Raw genomic sequence first — 19,542 nt, 5'->3', positions numbered from 1 at the left:
GGACGTCGCCATGCCGGGCCGGCGCCGGGCGGCCCTGGACGGCGGCGTAGGCCGCCTCGTACGGGGAAATATTCCGCCCGGAACAACTCAAGGTTGCCACTGAGTGAGCAGGCGATGCAACTCGGCGATATCCGTTTCGTTGTGCAGACGCTCGCGGGCGTCGCGATCGGACAGCAGTTGCGCGATTTCCGACAGGATCTCGAGGTGCTGCTGGGTGGCTTGCTCGGGAACGAGCAGGAAGATCAGGAGGCCGACCGGCTGGCCGTCGGGCGCTTCGAACGGGATCGCATCGGCGAGGCGGACGAACGCGGCGAGCGGGTGCTTGAGGCCCTTGATGCGGCCGTGCGGAATCGCGACACCTTCGCCGAGCCCGGTCGAACCGAGGCGCTCGCGCGCGAACAGGTTGTCCGTGACGGTGCTGCGGGCGATGCCGTTCTGATTCTCGAACATCAGCCCGGCTTGTTCGAAGACGCGTTTCTTGCTGGTGACGGAGAGGTCGATGACGACGTTCTCTATGGGCAGGATTTTGGCTAGGCGATTCATGTTGGCAGGCGATTGGGCGGCCTGGGGTCTCCTTGCGGCGGCGGACTGATTTTCCATGTTCGGCGATATCAAGGCATGTGGCATCGGCAACCTGCAGCGCAGCTACCGCATCCAACGCCCCCCGGCGATAACCGGAACATTATAGAGCACAGCCGCGTGCGTGGCGCAGCACGGACGGACCGGTTGCACCTTCGCGCGGAGTCACAAAAAAAACGCCCGGCGAACCGGGCGGCGTGCGTGTTGCGGTGACGGTTATTGCGGCGGCAGCTCGATCTGGTCGATCGACGGCTGAAGCTTGATCGGGTCGTGCGCGTGCGTTTGGAGGCGCTCCATGTGCTTGACGACCTGGCGATCCAGCTTGTCGATCAGCAGATCGATCGCGGCATACAGGTTGCCGTTCGCGCTTTCGACGAAGATGTCCTTGCCCTTCAGGTGCAGGTTGATTTCCGCGCGCTGCTGCTTGTCCTTTTCCTTGTGGTTGTCGACCGAGAGGATCACAGTGCCATCGATCACCTGATCGCTATGCCGTAGCACCCGGTCCAGCTTGGTGATCACGTATTCGCGAATCGCAGGCGTGACTTCGAGATGATGTCCACTGATCTTCAGGTTCATAGTGCTTCTCCAAGCGAGTGGCCACCCGGCCGCATCGAGGCGGCGCTCCGGTCGACTTGCCCGTGCCGCACGAAGCGGCGTATCGCGGACAGATCGTCCGGCCTGTTCCCCGTGTGCGCGGTGGCCGGGACACGCCTGCCGCCGGGCAGGCAGCAGGCTTAAAGAGACTTGCGCAGATTCACTGCCGGGATCTTGAGGGCTTCGCGATATTTCGCAACCGTGCGGCGCGCGACCACGAAACCCTGTTCTGCCAGCAGCTCGGCAATGCGGCTGTCCGAAAGTGGCGATTTTGGGTCTTCAGCTCCTATCAGTTGCTTGATGAGGGCTCGGATGGCGGTCGACGAGGCGGCGCCACCGGTGTCGGTCGAGACGTGAGATCCGAAGAAGTACTTAAATTCAAGCGTCCCGAACGGGGTCAGCATGTACTTCCCGGTTGTCACACGGCTGACAGTCGACTCGTGTAGGCCCAGCGTATCAGCTATTTCCCGCAAAACCAAGGGGCGCATGGCAATTTCACCGTGCGCAAAGAAATTCTTCTGACGCTCGACAATAGCCTGCGCGACACGCAGGATCGTGTCGAATCGCTGCTGGATATTCTTGATCAGCCAGCGCGCTTCCTGGAGCTGCTGTTTCAGCGATCCGGCCGACGGATCGCCGCGGCTGTTGCGCAGGATGTTCGCGTACAGGTTGTTGATCCGCAGGCGCGGCACGACCTCCGGATTGAGCTCCGCGAGCCAGCCCTGGCCGGCCTTCTTCACGATGATGTCGGGCACGACGTAGTCGGCCTCGGCCTTGCCGTATGCGGCGCCGGGGAACGGCTCCAGCGAGCGGATCAGTGCGTGCGCGTCGCGCAGCGCGTCGTCGCTCGCCTTCAGGTGCTTGCGCAACCGTGTGAAGTCGCGTGCGGCGAGCAGTTCGAGGTGCTGCGACACGATCTCGAGCGCGAGCGTGCGCGTCGGGGACGGATCGAGACGCAGCAGCTGCAGCTTCAGGCATTCGGACGCCGAGCGCGCGCCGACGCCGGCCGGGTCGAAGCTGTGCAGCAGCGCGAGCGCCGCGTTCAGTTCGTCGCAGTCGATTTCCAGTTCGGGCGGCAGGTCGGCGAGCACTTCGTCGAGCGTGGCGGTCAGGTAGCCGTCGTCGTCGAGCGATTCGATCAGGAACATCACGAGCGCGCGATCGCGCGGGCCGGCCTGCGTGACGCGCAACTGCGCGGCGAGGTGGTCGCGCAGCGACGTCGCGGCTTCCTGCACCTGCAGCGGCGGCAGGTCGTCGTCGTCGGACGCGCCGCTCGAGCGGCCGTATTCGTCGAGGTTCCACTGCGGGCCGTCGTTGCCGTCGCCGGACCCGTAGCCGTCGTATTCGTCGGCGCCGGCCGGCTCGTCGCGCTCCGCGCGATCGCTGGACGGGCTGCTGCCGTTGGTCGCGGCAGGCTCGGTGTTCTGTGCGGGCGGCGTCTGCGCGATCAGCGATCCGTCCGCCGCGACGCGCAGCGGGCTCGCGATCCATTCGTCGTCGTTCTCGAGCAGCGGGTTCTGCGCGACGGCCATCGCGACTTCCTGCTGCAGTTCGAGCGTCGACAACTGCAGGAGCCGGATCGACTGCTGCAGCTGAGGCGTCAGCGCAAGATGTTGCGACAGGCGGAGTTGAAGGCTGGCTTTCATGGCAAGGAGGGAGTCATACCGGCAGTTTGCCACGACCCAGGCGCATTGAGCCATCCGCGATTACGCGCGGCGCGCCGCCCGGCCGCGGGCATGCCCGCGGGCGTGGATGCAAAGCGGGGCGCAGCCCCGCGCGGCGATGCCGGGCGGGGTGCAGCCAGCCACGAGGAGGACGTTACATGCGGAAGTGTTCGCCGAGGTACACGCGGCGCACGCTTTCGTTTTCGATGATTTCGCTCGGCGCGCCGGCGGCCAGCACCGAACCGTCGCTGATGATGTACGCGTGGTCGCAGATGCCGAGCGTTTCGCGGACGTTGTGGTCCGTGATCAGCACGCCGATGTTGCGCTGTTTCAGGAACTTGACGATCTTCTGGATCTCGAGCACCGCGATCGGATCGACGCCGGCGAACGGTTCGTCGAGCAGGATGAAGCTCGGGTTGGTCGCGAGCGCGCGCGCGATCTCGACGCGGCGCCGTTCGCCGCCCGACAGCGACAGCGCGGGGTTCTCGCGCAGGTGGCCGATCTGCAGCTCGTCGAGCAGCGCTTCGGTACGCGACGAGATCGCGTCCTTCGACAGCCGCTTGCCGTCCTCGTCGTGCTGCAGCTCGAGCACCGCGCGGATGTTTTCCTCGACGGTCAGCTTGCGGAACACCGACGCTTCCTGCGGCAGGTACGACAGGCCGAGCGACGCGCGCTTGTGGATCGGCAGCAGGCTGATCGAGCTGCCGTTCAGCGTGATTTCGCCCGCGTCCGTCGGCACGAGGCCGACGATCATGTAGAACGACGTGGTCTTGCCGGCGCCGTTCGGGCCGAGCAGGCCGACGACTTCGCCGCTCTTCACGTCGAGCGACACGTCCTTGACGACCGTGCGTGAGCCGTAGCGCTTCTTCAGGTTGCGCACGACGAGCGAGCTCGTCGTGCCGGCCGGCTGGCGGTTCGGAAGCGTGTTCATTGGCCCGGCGCTCCCTGGATCGTGGTCGACGGCGACAGCTTGGCCGGCGCCCCGTTCAGCGGCGCGGGGCCGCCGTTCTTCGGCGACAGCATCGCGCGCACGCGGCCGTTCGGGTTGCCCGGCGCCGCGACGTCCTTGCCGCCCTTCGCGGTGTAGAAGTCGCGCTGGCCGTCGTACGTGATCACGCTGCCGTGCACGGTATCGGCGACCGTCGACGTGCCCTGCAGGCGGCGCACGGTCGCGGCGGTGGTCAGCGTGGTGAGATCCTGCTTGCCGTCGTAGTCGATGCGCTCGGCGTCGCCGTCGATGTATTCGTCGAGGCCTTCGCGCTTCTGGCGGAACGTCGCGTGCTTCTTGCCGCTGCCGAACGACGTCGCGTACTGATAGCCTTCCGGGTCCTGGCGCACTTCGACGCGATCGCCCTTGATGATGATCGTGCCCTTCGTGATCACGACGTTGCCGGTCGCGACCGTGACCTGCTTCAGATCGTCATAGGTCAGGTTGTCGGCCTCGACGTTGATCGGCTTGTTCTGGTCGGCCTTCTCGGCATGGGCGAGCGGCGCCAGCCCGACGAGCGGGAGCGCCACGAGCGTCGCGGCGAGCGCGGCGCGGACGGCGCGCGCAGCGCCGCCGGAAATCTGTCGAGGGAACGGTTCGTTCATGCAGTCACGTGAGGGATGCGTCACCTGGGTTGACCTTTCGAGCCGCCGGACGTGTCCGCCGCGGCGATCGTGCCGCGCACGTTGCCGTAGAGCTCGATGACCCGGGTGACGTTGTTGTACTTCATGCCGTCGGTCGCGTTGACGAGCGACAGGCCGCGCTGAAGTTTAACCGGCTTTTCGGTCTGGATCACATCGTCATTGACGAAGATCCGGAAATGCTGGGAATCGGCCTGCATCTGCGGATCGCCGCCGCCGGCCGCGCGCAGGATGCGCGCATCGTCGTACAAATCGACGATCGACACGTCGCCGTTGACGGTGCCGCGCTTCGCGGTGGTCGTCACGACCGGCTTGCCGGGCTGGAACGCGCGCATGGCCGGATCGGTCAGGTCGCTGCCTTCGGTGTCTTCGTAATGGACCAGCTTCGCGGCCGTCAGCCGGTACTGGGTCGTGCCGGTCTGGTCGAGCTCGGTGACCGAGAAGTTGTCGGCGAAATAGTCGGGCGTATGGCGCTTCGGCTGCACGGCGCCCTCGCCGGGCGGCGGCAGCGTGGCCTGCAGCAGCCACCACGTGACGCCCGCGAGCGCGGCGACCGCGACGAGCGGCAGCATCTGGGTCCAGCGGAAATGCGTGCTCATCGGTCAGGCTCCGCAGGCGGCGGCGAGCAGCGCGTCGTAGCGGCGCTGCGCGCGCAGGATCGCATCGCAGACCTCGCGCACGGCGCCGTGGCCGCCGCGGGCCTCGGCGACCCAGTGCGCGCGGGCGATCACCTCGGGGTGCGCGTTCGCGGGGGCCGTCGCGAAGCCGCAGCGCAGCATCACCGGCAGGTCGGGCCAGTCGTCGCCCATGTAGCCGCAGGCGTCGGCCGTCAGGCCGAGCGACGCGATCAGGTCGGCGAACACGGTGAGCTTGTTCTCGACGCCCTGGAACAGGTGCGCGATCTTCATTTCCTTCGCGCGCGCCGCGACGATGTCCGAGCGGCGGCCCGTGATGATCGCGGTCGCGATGCCGGCTTCGCCGAGCAGCTTCACGCCATGGCCGTCGAGCGAATTGAACGACTTCATCGCGTCGCCGGCCGCGGTAAACAGCAGGCCGCCGTCGGTCAGCACGCCGTCGACGTCGAAAATCATCAGCTTCACGCGGCTCGCGCGTTCGGCCGCAGTCAGCGCTGCGCTCATCAGATCACCTTCTTCGAAAACAGGTCGTGCATGTTCAGCGCGCCGATCAGCGCACCGTCGGCATCGACGACCAGCATCTGGTTGATCCGGTGGCGCTCCATCAGTTCCACGGCCTCGACGGCCAGGTGATCCGGCGCGATCGTGCGCGGGTCGCGCGTCATGACTTCGGTGATCGGCAGCGTGCGGAAATCGCCGTCGCGGGCGAGCACGCGGCGCAGGTCGCCGTCCGTGAAGATGCCGGCGACCTTGCCGTCGGCGTCGACCACGGCCGTCATGCCGAGGCGCTTCGCGGTGATCTGGAACAGCGCGTCCGACAGCGTCGCGTTCAGCCCGACGGACGGGACGTCGTCGCCCGAGCGCATCACGTCGCGCACGTAGGTGAGCAGGCGCCGGCCGAGCGCGCCGCCCGGATGCGAGCGCGCGAAATCTTCCGAGCCGAAGCCGCGCGCGTCGAGCACGGCGACGGCGAGCGCGTCGCCGAGCGCGAGCGCCGCGGTCGTGCTCGCGGTGGGCGCGAGGTTCAGCGGGCACGCTTCCTTCGACACCGCGGCGTTCAGGTTCACGTCGGCGAGCGTGCCGAGGCTCGACCCCGCGCGGCCCGTGATCGCGATCAGCTTCGCGCCGATCCGCTTCACGAGCGGCAGGATCGCGACGAGTTCTTCCGACTCGCCGGAATAGGAGATGCCGATGAAGACGTCGTCGGAGGTGACCATCCCGAGGTCGCCGTGGCTGGCCTCGGCGGGGTGGACGAAGAAGGCCGGCGTACCGGTGCTGGCCAGCGTGGCTGCGATCTTGCGGGCGATATGCCCCGATTTGCCGATCCCGGAGACCACGACGCGGCCGCGGCAGCCGAGCAGCAGCGCCACGGCCTGGACGAAGCCGCCGTCGAGCTGGTCGCGCAGCGCGCGCACGGCGTCCGCCTCGATGTCGAGCACGTCGCGGGCGAGCGCGAGCGCCCGATCATCATTGATTTTCGCTATCATGCGCGGAGTATAGCAAAGGCGTTTGTTCGCCGCGCCGCGCCTTCGGACTCGTCCGAGGTCGCCTGTCCACCGCCACCACCCGCGCCCGCATTGCCGTGGCCCCGACGAACGAGGACGCTTCGCCTGTGATTTCCCCGCTCGAAATGACCCTGCTGCTGCTGCTGGCCTCGGTGGTGGGCGTCGTCGTATTCCGCTCGTTGAACCTGCCGCCGATGCTCGGCTATCTGACCGTCGGCATCCTGGTCGGCCCGCACGCCTTCGGCGTCGCGGCGGATCTCGAACGGGCCGAGCACCTCGCGGAATTCGGCGTGGTGTTCCTGATGTTTTCGATTGGCCTCGAATTCTCGCTCGCGAAGCTGAGGGCGATGCAGCGGCTCGTGTTCGGACTCGGCCTCTTGCAGGTCGTCGCGACCCTCGTGCTCGCGCTCGTGCTCGGCGCGCTGTTCGAGCGCTGGGTGCACATCACGTGGCAGGGCAGTATCGCGCTCGGCGGCGCGCTCGCGATGTCGTCGACGGCGATCGTGTCGAAGATGCTCGCCGAGCGGCTCGAGATCGAGACCGAGCACGGCCGCAACATCTTCGGCGTGCTGCTGTTCCAGGATCTCGCGGTGGTGCCGCTGTTGATCGTGATCGCCGCGTTCGGCGCCGAGTCGTCGAAGGATCTCGCGCTCACGCTCGGCTTCGCGGCGGTCAAGATCGTGATCGCGCTCGCGCTGCTGCTCGTCATCGGCCAGCGCTTCATGACGCGCTGGCTCAACGTCGTCGCGCGGCGCCGCTCGCAGGAGCTGTTCGTGCTGAACCTGCTGCTCGTCACGCTCGGCGCCGCGTTCATCACCGACCGCTTCGGGCTGTCGCTCGCGCTCGGCGCGTTCATCGCCGGGATGCTCATTTCCGAGACGCCGTTCCGCCATCAGGTGGAGGAGGACATCAAGCCGTTCCGCGACGTGCTGCTCGGCCTGTTCTTCGTGACGACGGGGATGCTGCTCGACCCGCGCGTGATCTGGGAGCATCCGCTGATCGTCCTCGGCTTCTTCGTCGGGCAGATCCTGTTCAAGGCGACGATGATCGCCGGGCTCGCGCGGCTGTTCGGCGCGACGCCGGGCGTCGCGATGCGCACGGGCATCGGCCTCGCGCAGGCCGGCGAATTCGGCTTCGTGCTGCTGAACCTGATCCTCGACCGGCATCTCGTCGATTCGACGCTGCTGCAGGCGATCCTCGCGTCGATGCTGCTGTCGATGCTCGCCGCGCCGTTCCTGATCCAGAACGCCGACCGCATCGTGATGCGGCTGTCGTCGACCGAATGGATGCAGCAGTCGCTGCAGATGACGCGGATCGCGACGCAAAGCCTGAAGCAGCGCGGCCACGTGATCATCTGCGGCTACGGCCGCGCGGGCCAGAACCTCGCGCGCATGCTCGAACAGGAAGGCATTTCGTACGTCGCGCTCGACCTCGACCCCGATCGCGTGAGCGCGGCGGCGACCGCCGGCGAATCGGTCGTGTTCGGCGACGCGGCGCGCCGCGAGTCGCTGCTCGCGGCCGGTATCCACCGGGCGGCGGCCGTCGCGATCACCTATGCGAACACGCCGTCCGCACTGCGCGTGCTGCACCACGTGCACGAGCTCGAACCGACGCTGCCCGCGATCGTGCGTACCGTGGACGATGCCGACCTGGAGAAACTGCTCGCGGCCGGCGCGACCGAGGTGATTCCGGAGATCGTCGAGGGCAGCCTGATGCTGGCGTCGCATACGCTGGTGCTGGTCGGCGTGCCGATGCGCAAGGTCGTGCGGCGCGTCGAGGAGATGCGCGACGAGCGTTACAGCCTGCTGCGCGGCTATTTCCGCGGCGCCGACGACGCGGACGACGACGATCACGAGCAGGTGCGGCTACAATCGGTGCCGGTCGATGCGCGCGCGGACGCGGTCGGGCGTTCGCTGGAAGAACTCGGGCTGTACGCGCTCGGGCTGGAAGTCACGGCGATCCGCCGGCACGGCATCCGCGGCGTCGAACCCGATCCGCAGACCAAGCTGCGCGCGAGCGACATCGTGGTGCTGCGCGGGCTGCCCGAGGCGCTCGCGCTCGCGGAGGAGCGGTTGTCGCGCCATCGGCGCGACCCGCCGGCCGCGGCCGCGTGAGCCACGATTCACAACCTGACCCGTATTGATCAGAAACGGTGCCCGATCTTCGCGCACCGTTTTTTTCGGAGAGTTTCATGCCGCATTCGTCGTCGGGCGCACCGCTCGATCCGGTCGCCTTCATCCATAGCCAGATCCGCACGGTGCCGGACTGGCCGCAGCCGGGCGTGCAGTTCCGCGACATCACGACGCTGCTGCAGAGCCCGAAGGCGCTGCGCATCCTCGTCGACCTGTTCGTCGAACGCTATGTCGACGCGAAGCTCGACTACGTCGCGGGCCTCGACGCGCGCGGCTTCATCATCGCGCCGATCGTCGCGTACGAGCTGAGCGTCGGCTTCGTGCCGATCCGCAAGGTCGGCAAGCTGCCGTACAAGACCCGTTCGGAATCGTACGACCTCGAATACGGCAGCGCGACGGTCGAGATCCACGAAGATGCGTGCCGCCCCGGCGACCGCGTGATCATCATGGACGACCTGATCGCGACCGGCGGCACGATGATGGCGGGGCGCAACCTGCTGCAGCGGCTCGGCGCGGTGGTCGTCGAGGGCGCGGCGATCATCGACCTGCCCGATCTCGGCGGCTCGGCGCTGCTGCGCAACGCCGGACTGCCGGTCTACACCGTTACCGAATTCTCCGGCCACTGAACGCCGGTCCCCCGGGGCGGGCCGCCCCGGCTTGCGCTGATTCACGCCTGGTTCACATTCCGCAGCGAGGTCACGATGCCCAACTTCATGCTGTTTCTCGCCACGTCGATCGCGATCACGTTCGCGCCGGGTCCCGACAACCTGCAGGTGCTCGCCCGCGGCATCTCGCAGGGTCGCGCGGCCGGCTTCGTCGCCGCGCTCGGCTTCACGGCGGGGATCCTGTTCCACACGACGCTCGCGGCGCTCGGCGTCGCGGCCGTGCTGCGTTCGTCGCCGGTCGCGTTCCAGATCCTGAAGCTCGCGGGCGCCGCGTACCTCGTGTGGATCGGCATCAAGGCGCTGCGCAGCCAGGGCCTCGCGAACGCGCATGCGCGGCCGCCGCAGCCGCTCGGCACGATCTTCCGGCAGAGCGTGATCGGCAACCTGATGAACCCGAAGGTCACGCTGTTCTTCGTCGTGTTCCTGCCGCAGTTCGTCGATCCGCACGGCGCGCAGAGCGTGACGCTGCAGATGTTCGAACTCGGCGCGCTGTTCATGCTGCAGACGGCCGCGGTCTTCTCGCTGTTCGGCGTCGGCGCGGGCATGATCGGCACGTGGCTGAAGCGCCGCCCGAAGGCCGGCGTGTGGCTCGACCGGATCGCCGGCGCGACGTTCATCGCGATCGGCATTCGCGTCGCGCTGAAGGATTGATGACGATGACGTTTCCGTGCATCGCGGCCGCGCGCCGCTTCGATCCGGCCGCGCACCTGCGTTTCGAGATCGCCGGCCAGGCGGTCGGCTGGGTGCGCCGCCAGGACGTCGCGAAGCTCGCGCGCTGGCCCGACGTGTTCGAGCTGACCGGCGAGCGCGTCGTGCTGTCGGCACGCTACGATTCGGTCGACGCGCGCAGCATGGCGCTGGCCAGCGCGATCGGCGCGCTCGCCGCCGAAGGCGCGATTCCCGGCTGGCGCGACGAGATCTACGCGATCCGCAACCGCTTCGACGATCCGCCGCTCGCGTACATCGAGCGCGCCGCGTCGCGCTTCTTCGGCACGCAGACCTATGCGGTGCACGTGAACGGCATCGTAGAATATGCGGTTACGCCGGGCGAGCCGCCCGCCGCGGCTGCGCCGAAGATGTGGCTCGGCCGCCGCAGCGCGACCAAGGCCACCGACCCCGGCATGCTCGACAACGTCGTCGCGGGCGGGATCGGCTGGGGGCTGGGCGTTCACGAGACGCTCGCGAAGGAATGCTGGGAAGAAGCCGGCATTCCGGCCGACCTGGCGGCGCGCGCGATCGCGGGCCGCACGGTGCAGGTGCTGAATTCGCTGCCGGAAGGCACGCAATCCGAACTGATCTTCGTGTACGACCTGCCGCTGCCGCACGACTTCGCGCCACGCAACCAGGACGGCGAAGTGGCCGAGCACCTGCTGGCCAGCGTGCCCGAGGTGATCGGCTGGTTGCGCGAAGGCCGCGCGACGATGGATGCGAGCCTCGCGACGCTCGATACGCTGCTGCGCCACCGCTGGATTGCGGCGGCCGACGCGGCCGGCATCGACGCGCTGTTCGTACCGGCGGCGTGACGCGCGCCGAGCGCGCAGCCGCGCGGCGCGAACGGGCAATTTGACGAATACGGAAACAATGGGAGTAGCGGTCATGCCGACCGATCACAGCTTTATCTTGAAACTGTCGTGCCCCGACCGGCACGGCATCGTCCATGCGGTCTCGGGCTTCCTGTTCGAGCGCAGCAACAACATCCTCGATTCCGCGCAGTTCGGCGACAGCCGCACCAGCGAGTTCTTCATGCGCGTGCACTTCGAGCAGGACGGCGGCGGCGTGGATGCCGCGTCGGCGCTCGACACGCTTCGCAAGGAATTCGCGCCGCTCGCCGAACAGTTCTCGATGCGCTGGGAGCTGCACGATGCGGCCGTGAAGCCGCGCGTCGTGATCATGGTGTCGAAGATCGGCCACTGCCTGAACGACCTGCTGTTCCGCTATCGCACGGGCCAGCTGCCGATCGAGATTCCGGCGATCGTGTCGAACCACAAGGAGTTCTACCAGCTCGCGGCGAGCTACAACATTCCGTTCCATCACTTCCCGCTGATCGGCGGTTCGTCCGATGCCGCGAAGGCCGCGCAGGAAGCGCGCGTGCTGGAAGTGATCGACGAGCACCAGGCCGATCTCGTCGTGCTCGCGCGCTACATGCAGATCCTGTCGCCGAATATGTGCGAGCAGCTCGCCGGGCGCGCGATCAACATCCACCATTCGTTCCTGCCGAGCTTCAAGGGCGCGAAGCCGTACTACCAGGCGTTCGACCGCGGCGTGAAGCTGATCGGCGCGACCGCGCACTACGTGACGACCGATCTCGACGAAGGCCCGATCATCGAGCAGGAAGTCGAACGTGTCGATCACAGCATGACGCCCGACCAGCTGACCGCGATCGGCCGCGACGTCGAGTGCGTGACGCTCGCGCGGGCGGTGAAGTGGCACGTCGAGCACCGGATCGTGCTGAACGGGACGAAGACGGTCGTGTTCCGCTGATCCGTCGGCCGCGAACGGCCGGCTCCACAAGCAAAAACGCCGCGCCCTTCACGGGGCGCGGCGTTTTTGCTTTCCGCTGGCTGGCGGGCGGTTTCAGATCAGCCGCAGCAGGTACAGCTCGCGTTTCAGGTACGCATAGAAGATCGGCGCGGCGATCACGCCCGGCAGCCCGAACGCGGCTTCCATGATCAGCATCGCGAGCAGCAGCTCCCACGCGCGCGACTCGATCTGACCGCCGATGATCTTCGCGTTCAGGAAGTATTCGAGCTTGTGGATGACCACGAGGAACGCGAGCGACGCGATCGCGGTGCCCATGCTGACCGACAGCGACACCGCGACGATCAGCGTGTTCGAGATCAGGTTGCCGATCACCGGCAGCAGGCCGACGATGAACGTGACGAGCACGAGCGTTTTCGACAGCGGCAGCCGCTGGTGGAAGATCGGCAGCGCGACGAGCAGATAGATGCCGGTGAATGCCGCGTTGATCGCCGAGATCTTGATCTGCGCGAACACGATGCGGCGGAACGCGTCGGAGAAGCGCGACACGCGCATGACGAGCGCGGTCGACAGCGGCCGGCGCACCTTGCCCTGCTCGACGCCGATCGCGATCATCGCGCCGATGATCATCCCGAACAGCACGTGGCCGAAGCCGCGCGCGACGCTCTTGCCGCTTTGCTGGAGCTGGTCCATGTGCGAGTGCATCAGCACGACCGCCTTCGTCTTCATCTGTTCGACGTCGACGGGCAGCAGATTGGCGATCCACGCCGGCGTGCGTGCGCGGGTCTGCTCGACGATCTGCATCAGCTGGTCGAGCAGGCTCTGCAGGTTCGGCACCGTGTGCTCGAAATGCTCGATGATGCCGATCGTCAGGCCGGTGAGCGCGCCGACGATCGCGATCGATAACAGCACGACGGCGACCCAGCGCGCGCGCATGCTGGTGGTGTGACGTTCGATCACGGGTGCGATCGTGTGGATCAGCTGGTAGACGAGCAGGCCGGCGAGCATCCCGCCGAGCAGCCGGAGCTCGAGGACGAGCCACATCATGACGAGCGCGAAGAGATAGCTGCCGATCTCGAGCGCCGACAGCTTCGGCAGGCTCAAGTCGCTCGTCAGCCGCACGCTGCGCAGGTGCGGCTCGCGGTTCTGCGTGTCGCGCGACTCTTGTTGCTTCTCCATCGTGGATTCCTGTCGTCCGTGTGTCGTGCCGCGCAGCGCGCGGCAGCGTGCGGGCCGCCCGGCGCCGCACCGGATTGGTGCGGATGGCGAACCTTACGACCGTAAAGTATAGCTGCCATTATGGTCCGCAAACGGGCCGTTTGGCGCGTGGTGTAAACGCAGAAGGGAAAACGAGGAGGCGCGCGGCCGGACGGCCGCGCGCGGGCAGGGTGGAGCGGCGTCAGCCGGCCGCGACTTTGCGGGTCGGACGCTTGAGCAGCGGCGCGAGGTACTTGCCGGTGAAGCTCGCCTTCGTCTTCGCGACCTGCTCGGGCGTGCCTTGCGCGATGATCTGGCCGCCGCCGGCGCCGCCCTCGGGGCCGAGGTCGATCACCCAGTCGGCCGTCTTGATCACGTCGAGGTTGTGCTCGATGATCACGACCGTGTTGCCCTGGTCGCGCAGCCGGTGGATCACTTCCAGCAGCAGCGCGATGTCGTGGAAGTGCAGGCCGGTGGTCGGCTCGTCGAGGATGTACAGCGTGCGGCCGGTGTCGCGCTTGGACAGCTCCAGCGACAGCTTCACGCGCTGCGCCTCGCCGCCCGACAGCGTCGTGGCCGACTGGCCGAGGCGGATGTAGCCGAGGCCGACGTCGAGCAGCGTCTTCAGCTTGCGTGCGATGACCGGCACCGCGCTGAAGAACTCGTACGCGTGCTCGACCGTCATGTCGAGCACTTCGCTGATGTTCTTGCCCTTGTACTGCACTTCGAGCGTTTCGCGGTTGTAGCGCTTGCCGTGGCACACGTCGCACGGCACGTAGACGTCCGGCAAAAAGTGCATCTCGACCTTCAGCACGCCGTCGCCCTGGCACGATTCGCAGCGGCCGCCCTTCACGTTGAACGAGAAGCGGCCCGGATCGTAGCCGCGCTCCTTCGACGTCGGGACGCCCGAGAACAGCTCGCGGATCGGCGTGAACAGGCCCGTGTACGTGGCCGGGTTCGAGCGCGGCGTGCGGCCGATCGGCGACTGGTCGACGTTGATCACCTTGTCGAAGTGCTCGAGGCCCTCGATCGCCTCGTGCGGCGCCGGCTCGGCGGCCGAGCCGTACAGGTGGCGCGCGACCGCGTGATACAGCGTGTCGTTGATCAGCGTCGACTTGCCGGAGCCCGACACGCCGGTGATGCAGGTCAGGAGGCCGACCGGCAGTTCCAGATCGACGTGCTTCAGGTTGTTGCCGTGCGCGTCGACGATGCGCAGCATCCGCTCCGGATCGGGCGCGAGCCGCTCGTCCGGATACTCGATCACGCGCTTGCCGAGCAGGTACTGGCCGGTCAGCGACTGCGGATTCGACTGCACCTGCTTCGGCGTGCCTTCGGCGACCACGACGCCGCCGTGCTCGCCCGCGCCGGGGCCCATGTCGACCACGTAGTCGGCCGTGCGGATCATGTCCTCGTCGTGCTCGACGACGATCACCGAGTTGCCGAGGTCGCGCAGGTGCTTGAGCGTCGCGATCAGGCGGTCGTTGTCGCGCTGGTGCAGGCCGATCGACGGCTCGTCGAGCACGTACATCACGCCCGTGAGCCCCGAGCCGATCTGCGACGCGAGCCGGATGCGCTGCGCCTCGCCGCCCGACAAGGTCTCGGCGCTGCGCTCGAGCGACAGGTAGTCGAGGCCGACGTTGTTCAGGAACGTCAGGCGCGCGACGATTTCCTTGATCACCTTGTCGGCGATCTCGCGCTTCGCGCCGTCGAGCGTCAGCCCGTCGAAGTAGCCGAGCGCGTCGCGCAGCGGCCAGCCGCTGATTTCATAGATGCCGCGCGCGTAGTCGCCGGTGCCGATCCGCACGTGGCGCGCCTCGCGGCGCAGGCGCGTGCCGTCGCACGACGGGCACGGCTGGTTGTTCTGGTACTTCGACAGCTCTTCGCGCACCGCGACCGAATCGGTCTCGCGGTAGCGGCGTTCGAGGTTCGGGATGATCCCTTCGAACACGTGCTCGCGGATCGTCGTGCGGCCGCGCTCGTTGATGTACGAGAACGGGATCGTCTGCTTGCCCGAGCCGAACAACAGCACCTTGCGGATCTTTTCGGGGAGATCCTCGAATGCGGCGTCGATGTCGAACTCGTAGAACGCCGCGAGGCTCTGCAGCATCTGGAAGTAGAACTGGTTGCGGCGGTCCCAGCCCTTCACTGCGCCCGCGGCCAGCGACAGCGACGGGTGCGCGACGACCCGCTTCGGGTCGAAGAACGTGATCTGGCCGAGGCCGTCGCATTCCGGGCACGCGCCCATCGGGTTGTTGAACGAGAACAGGCGCGGCTCGAGCTCCTGCAGCGAGTACGAGCAGATCGGGCACGCGAACTTCGAGCTGAACAGGTGCTCGTGATCGGTATCCATCTCGAGCGCGATCGCGCGGCCGTCGGCCAGGCGCAGCGCGGTTTCGAACGATTCGGCGAGCCGCTGCTTCATGTCCGGGCGCACTTTCAGGCGATCGACGACGACGTCGATCGTGTGCTTGTCGTTCTTCTTCAGCTTCGGCAGCGACTCGACCTCGTAGATCTTCGCGACGCCTTCGTTCGCGGCGCCGCCGCCCGAGCGCACGCGAAAGCGCACGAAGCCCTGCGCCTGCATGTCCTCGAACAGCTCGGCGTGCTCGCCCTTGCGGTTCGCGACGACGGGCGCGAGGATCATCAGCTTGGTTTCCTCGGGCAGCGCGAGCGCCGCGTCGACCATCTGCGACACGCTCTGCGCCTCGAGCGGGATGTCGTGGTCGGGGCAGTACGGCGTGCCGACACGTGCGTACAAAAGTCGCAGGTAGTCGTGGATTTCCGTGACCGTGCCGACGGTCGAACGCGGGTTGTGGGACGTGGCCTTCTGCTCGATCGAGATCGCCGGCGACAGCCCCTCGATCAGGTCGACATCGGGCTTCTCCATCAGCTGCAGGAACTGGCGGGCGTACGCGGACAGGCTTTCCACGTAGCGGCGCTGGCCTTCGGCATAAAGGGTGTCGAACGCGAGCGACGACTTGCCCGACCCGGACAACCCGGTAATCACGACCAGCTTGTGGCGCGGCAGGTCGAGATTGACGTTTTTCAGGTTGTGGGTGCGTGCCCCACGGATACGGATCTGTTCCATGAACCTGGCGAAAATGGAGGGAACCAAACCTGCTACTATAACGGCTTTTCGAGACCGTCGTTTACGGCCCCCAGCCTTTACAGCAGGTGGCAGCAAGGCGACACCTGCGCCGGGGAATGCGGTCGCGCCGCACGGTTCCGGGCGGCCCGCAGGCCGTCTGCATCCGGCCCCGACGCGTCGCCCGAAAGGCCGCCAGGCCGCCGGTCCTGATCTTCCGCCGCCCGCCGCCGGGCGGACATTCCGATCATTCGAAATTCATTCCCGATGTCCAATCCGTCTGCCACGTCTTCCCGCATGACTGCGCCCGAACTGCGCGCGACCACGTCGCTCGCGGCGATCTTCGCGTTGCGCATGCTCGGCCTGTTCATGATCATGCCGGTGTTCTCCGTCTACGCGAAAACCATCCCGGGCGGCGACAACGTGCTGCTCGTCGGGATCGCGCTCGGGGCCTACGGCGTCACGCAGTCGCTGTTCTATATCTTCTACGGGTGGGCGTCCGACAAGTTCGGCCGCAAGCCGGTGATCGCCACCGGCCTCGTGATCTTCGCGCTCGGCAGCTTCGTCGCCGCGTTCGCGCACGACATCACGTGGATCATCGTCGGCCGCGTGATCCAGGGGATGGGCGCCGTGTCGTCGGCGGTGCTCGCGTTCATCGCCGACCTGACTTCCGAGCAGAACCGCACGAAGGCGATGGCGATGGTCGGCGGGTCGATCGGCGTGTCGTTCGCGGTCGCGATCGTCGGCGCGCCGATCGTGTTCCACTGGGTCGGGATGAGCGGGCTGTTCGCGATCGTCGGCGTGCTGTCGATCCTCGCGATCGGCGTCGTGCTGTGGATCGTGCCCGATGCGGCGAAGCCCGTGCACGTGCCCGCGCCGTTCGCCGAGGTGCTGCACAACGTCGAGCTGCTGCGCCTGAACTTCGGCGTGCTGGTGCTGCATGCGACGCAGACGGCGCTGTTCCTCGTCGTGCCGCGCCTCTTGGTCGACGGCGGGCTGCCGGTCGCCGCGCACTGGAAGGTCTACCTGCCGGTGATGGGGCTCGCGTTCGTGATGATGGTGCCGGCGATCATCGTCGCGGAAAAACGGGGCAAGATGAAGCCGGTGCTGCTCGGCGGCATTCTGGCTATCCTGATCGGTCAATTGCTGCTGGGCAGCGCGCCGCATACCATCCTGATTGTGGCGGCGATTCTCTTCGTCTACTTCCTCGGGTTCAACATCCTGGAAGCGTCGCAGCCGTCGCTCGTGTCGAAGCTCGCGCCGGGTTCGCGCAAGGGCGCGGCCACGGGCGTCTACAACACCACGCAGTCGATCGGGCTCGCGCTCGGCGGCATCGTGGGCGGCTGGCTGCTGAAGCATGGGGGCGCGAACACGGTGTTCTACACGTGTTCGGGGCTCGTGGCCGCGTGGCTTATAATCGCGGCCAATATGAAGGCGCCGCCGCGCAAGGCCTGAACCTCACTCGGGCAGGCATCGGCAGCGCGCCGGCGTGCCCGGCGGGCCGTTCCGGCGACACACGCGGGCGGCCCGGCATCGAATTTACTGGAGAAACACATGGCATCCGTCAACAAGGTCATCCTCGTCGGCAATCTCGGCGCCGATCCTGAAGTCCGTTACCTGCCGAGCGGCGACGCGGTTGCGAACATCCGTCTCGCGACGACCGATCGCTACAAGGACAAGGCGAGCGGCGATTTCAAGGAAATGACCGAGTGGCATCGCGTCGCGTTCTTCGGCCGTCTGGCGGAAATCGTCAGCGAATACCTGAAGAAGGGTTCGTCGGTCTATATCGAAGGCCGCATCCGCACGCGCAAGTGGCAGGGCCAGGACGGCCAGGACCGTTACTCGACCGAAATCGTCGCCGAACAGATGCAGATGCTCGGCGGCCGCGGCGGTTCGGGCGGCGGCGGTGGCGGCGGTGACGAAGGCGGTTATGGCGGCGGCTACGGTGGTGGTGGCGGCGGTCGCGGCGAGCAGGCGGAGCGTGGCGGCGGCGGTCGTGCCGGCGGCGGCGGCGCGGCGCGTGGCGGTGCGGGTGGTGGCGGCCAGAGCCGTCCGAGCGCACCGGCAGGCGGCGGCTTCGACGAGATGGACGACGATATCCCGTTCTGATCGCCAGTCGCACCCTCGCATCACGATGGGCCCGAATATCCGAGTCAAGCCAGTCGCTTGGCCCGGGTTTTCGGGCCTTGTTTCGTTTACGTCGTTCCCGCCGGTCGCACGCCGGATGAACCGTGGCTGACGCACTCCCCGACCTCATCGCGCCCGATCTCGACGTCCTGTTCTGCGGGATCAATCCCGGCTTGCTCGCGGCCGCGACCGGCCATCACTTCGCGGGGAGAAACAACCGCTTCTGGCGCGTGCTCCATCTCGCGGGCTTCACGCCGACGGAAATTTCGCCGCTGGACGATCGCGAGATCCTCCGTTACGGCTGCGGGCTGACAGCCGTGGTGCCGCGGCCGACCGCGCGTGCCGATCAGCTTTCGCGCGCGGAATTCGCGGTCGCCGGCGCCGCGTTCCAGCAGAAAGTCGCGCAGCATGCGCCGCGCTTCGTCGCGTTTCTCGGCAAGGCGGCCTATTCGGCGCTGTCGGGGCAGCGCGAAGTCGCGTGGGGATTGCAGTCGGCCCGCATCGAGCATGCGCGGGTGTGGGTGCTGCCGAATCCCAGCGGGAGAAACCGCGCATTCGGGCTCGACGATCTGATCGATGCGTATCGCGAGCTTCATTCCGCGGCGATCACGGAGGGACACGATGCGACGCAGTAAGACGGCGGCTCCGTGGCCGGGCGCCATCGTGCCACGCGCATTCTTCAACCGCATGGCCACCGAGGTCGCGCCGCAACTGCTCAACAAGATCCTCGCGGCCGCGGACGGCCGGGCCGGCCGCATCGTCGAAGTGGAAGCGTATGCGGGCGCACTCGATCCGGCGGCGCACACCTATCGCGGCAAGACCCCGCGCAACGCGACGATGTTCGGGCCGCCCGGGCACTTCTACGTTTATTTCACGTACGGCATGCACTGGTGCTGCAACTGCGTGTGCGGCCCGGACGGCGCGGGAACGGGCGTGCTGATCCGGGCGCTGGAGCCGCTGCACGGACTCGAACAGATGCGTGCGGCGCGGCCGCCGCGCACGCGCGATCGCGACTTGTGCCGCGGGCCGGCCCGGCTGACGCAGGCGATGGGGATCGGCGGCGCGCAGGATGGCGTCGACCTGGCCGGCGCGCATCAAGGGTTCGCGATCGTCGACGACGGGCTGGCGCCGCCCGCCGGTCTGGCGGGCGGGCCGCGCATCGGCATTCGCGTCGGCCAGGATCTCCCGTGGCGGTGGAGCGTGCCCGGCAACCGCTACGTATCGGGCGCGGTGCCGCGCGTGTGACGCGTGG

The 19,542-nt window shown here is 67.4% G+C and carries 19 protein-coding genes; 9 read left to right on the top strand and 10 right to left on the bottom strand.

What is annotated here, in order from left to right; translation table 11 throughout:
* Positions 1-87: 87 nt before the first annotated feature.
* The 8 genes from KU887_RS14855 to kdsD all read right to left on the bottom strand — a co-directional run bounded on the left by KU887_RS14855 (position 88) and on the right by kdsD (position 6,588).
* Positions 88-600 (bottom strand): PTS sugar transporter subunit IIA, encoded by a 513-nt coding sequence (locus KU887_RS14855; RefSeq protein ID WP_034195643.1) that lies wholly within the window; start codon positions 598-600, stop codon positions 88-90.
* A gap of 195 nt (positions 601-795) precedes the next feature.
* Positions 796-1,155 (bottom strand): ribosome hibernation-promoting factor, HPF/YfiA family, encoded by a 360-nt coding sequence (gene hpf, locus KU887_RS14850; RefSeq protein ID WP_006477786.1) that lies wholly within the window; start codon positions 1,153-1,155, stop codon positions 796-798.
* A gap of 158 nt (positions 1,156-1,313) precedes the next feature.
* A complete protein-coding gene (locus KU887_RS14845; protein WP_006483132.1) occupies positions 1,314-2,819 on the bottom strand; it encodes an RNA polymerase factor sigma-54 in 1,506 nt (501 codons plus the stop codon).
* Positions 2,820-2,991: 172 nt separating this feature from the next.
* Positions 2,992-3,768 carry an LPS export ABC transporter ATP-binding protein gene (lptB, locus tag KU887_RS14840; RefSeq protein ID WP_258250453.1) on the bottom strand — a complete coding sequence of 259 codons (777 nt, stop codon included), beginning with the start codon at positions 3,766-3,768 and terminating at the stop codon, positions 2,992-2,994.
* Positions 3,765-4,430 carry a lipopolysaccharide transport periplasmic protein LptA gene (lptA, locus tag KU887_RS14835; RefSeq protein ID WP_006483139.1) on the bottom strand — a complete coding sequence of 222 codons (666 nt, stop codon included), beginning with the start codon at positions 4,428-4,430 and terminating at the stop codon, positions 3,765-3,767. Before lptA ends, lptB begins: the two co-directional genes overlap by 4 nt.
* 20 nt (positions 4,431-4,450) lie before the next feature.
* Positions 4,451-5,065, bottom strand: coding sequence for an LPS export ABC transporter periplasmic protein LptC (gene lptC, locus KU887_RS14830; RefSeq protein WP_006483145.1), 615 nt, complete (start codon positions 5,063-5,065; stop codon positions 4,451-4,453).
* Between the two features lie 3 nt (positions 5,066-5,068).
* Entirely contained in the window at positions 5,069-5,605 is a 537-nt protein-coding gene (locus tag KU887_RS14825) for an HAD family hydrolase (RefSeq protein ID WP_006483148.1), read from the bottom strand.
* Positions 5,605-6,588 carry an arabinose 5-phosphate isomerase KdsD gene (gene kdsD / locus KU887_RS14820; protein ID WP_006483136.1) on the bottom strand — a complete coding sequence of 328 codons (984 nt, stop codon included), beginning with the start codon at positions 6,586-6,588 and terminating at the stop codon, positions 5,605-5,607. The genes KU887_RS14825 and kdsD overlap by 1 nt, the downstream gene beginning before the upstream one ends.
* Positions 6,589-6,713: 125 nt before the next feature.
* Between kdsD and KU887_RS14815 the strand changes: the two genes are divergently transcribed.
* The 5 genes from KU887_RS14815 to purU all read left to right on the top strand — a co-directional run bounded on the left by KU887_RS14815 (position 6,714) and on the right by purU (position 11,884).
* Complete coding sequence (locus KU887_RS14815; RefSeq protein ID WP_006491635.1) at positions 6,714-8,720, top strand: monovalent cation:proton antiporter family protein; 2,007 nt, start codon at positions 6,714-6,716, stop codon at positions 8,718-8,720.
* Between the two features lie 77 nt (positions 8,721-8,797).
* Complete coding sequence (locus KU887_RS14810) at positions 8,798-9,364, top strand: adenine phosphoribosyltransferase (RefSeq protein WP_034178636.1); 567 nt, start codon at positions 8,798-8,800, stop codon at positions 9,362-9,364.
* A 75-nt stretch (positions 9,365-9,439) separates the two neighbouring features.
* Positions 9,440-10,054 (top strand): LysE family translocator, encoded by a 615-nt coding sequence (locus KU887_RS14805; protein WP_006483140.1) that lies wholly within the window; start codon positions 9,440-9,442, stop codon positions 10,052-10,054.
* A 5-nt stretch (positions 10,055-10,059) separates the two neighbouring features.
* Positions 10,060-10,926 (top strand): NUDIX hydrolase family protein, encoded by an 867-nt coding sequence (locus KU887_RS14800; RefSeq protein ID WP_006483154.1) that lies wholly within the window; start codon positions 10,060-10,062, stop codon positions 10,924-10,926.
* 73 nt (positions 10,927-10,999) lie between these two features.
* Positions 11,000-11,884, top strand: a complete 885-nt coding sequence (gene purU, locus KU887_RS14795) for a formyltetrahydrofolate deformylase (RefSeq protein ID WP_006483149.1) — start codon at positions 11,000-11,002, stop codon at positions 11,882-11,884.
* 93 nt (positions 11,885-11,977) lie between these two features.
* Here purU and KU887_RS14790 read toward each other — a convergent pair whose 3' ends face one another.
* Both KU887_RS14790 and uvrA read right to left on the bottom strand, forming a co-directional pair.
* Positions 11,978-13,060 (bottom strand): AI-2E family transporter, encoded by a 1,083-nt coding sequence (locus KU887_RS14790; RefSeq protein ID WP_258250452.1) that lies wholly within the window; start codon positions 13,058-13,060, stop codon positions 11,978-11,980.
* 220 nt (positions 13,061-13,280) lie between these two features.
* On the bottom strand, positions 13,281-16,166 hold the full coding sequence (gene uvrA, locus KU887_RS14785) for an excinuclease ABC subunit UvrA (protein ID WP_006483142.1): 2,886 nt from the start codon (positions 16,164-16,166) through the stop codon (positions 13,281-13,283).
* 264 nt (positions 16,167-16,430) lie between these two features.
* On the opposite strand from uvrA, the gene KU887_RS14780 reads away from it, so the two are divergent.
* From KU887_RS14780 to KU887_RS14765, 4 genes are all read left to right on the top strand, one after another.
* Positions 16,431-17,618 (top strand): MFS transporter, encoded by a 1,188-nt coding sequence (locus KU887_RS14780; protein WP_006483141.1) that lies wholly within the window; start codon positions 16,431-16,433, stop codon positions 17,616-17,618.
* Positions 17,619-17,717: 99 nt separating this feature from the next.
* A complete protein-coding gene (locus KU887_RS14775; protein ID WP_034201356.1) occupies positions 17,718-18,272 on the top strand; it encodes a single-stranded DNA-binding protein in 555 nt (184 codons plus the stop codon).
* 122 nt (positions 18,273-18,394) lie between these two features.
* Entirely contained in the window at positions 18,395-18,925 is a 531-nt protein-coding gene (gene mug, locus KU887_RS14770) for a G/U mismatch-specific DNA glycosylase (RefSeq protein ID WP_060210961.1), read from the top strand.
* Entirely contained in the window at positions 18,912-19,535 is a 624-nt protein-coding gene (locus KU887_RS14765; RefSeq protein ID WP_058901815.1) for a DNA-3-methyladenine glycosylase, read from the top strand. The genes mug and KU887_RS14765 overlap by 14 nt, the downstream gene beginning before the upstream one ends.
* The last annotated feature ends 7 nt before the right edge of the window (positions 19,536-19,542 follow it).

Origin of the sequence: Burkholderia sp. EMB26 (assembly GCF_024730645.1) — a bacterium.
GTDB classification, from domain to species: domain Bacteria; phylum Pseudomonadota; class Gammaproteobacteria; order Burkholderiales; family Burkholderiaceae; genus Burkholderia; species Burkholderia cenocepacia.
The sequence above is the reverse complement of the archived record's forward strand: the minus strand, read 5'-3'. Positions and strand labels throughout refer to the sequence as shown.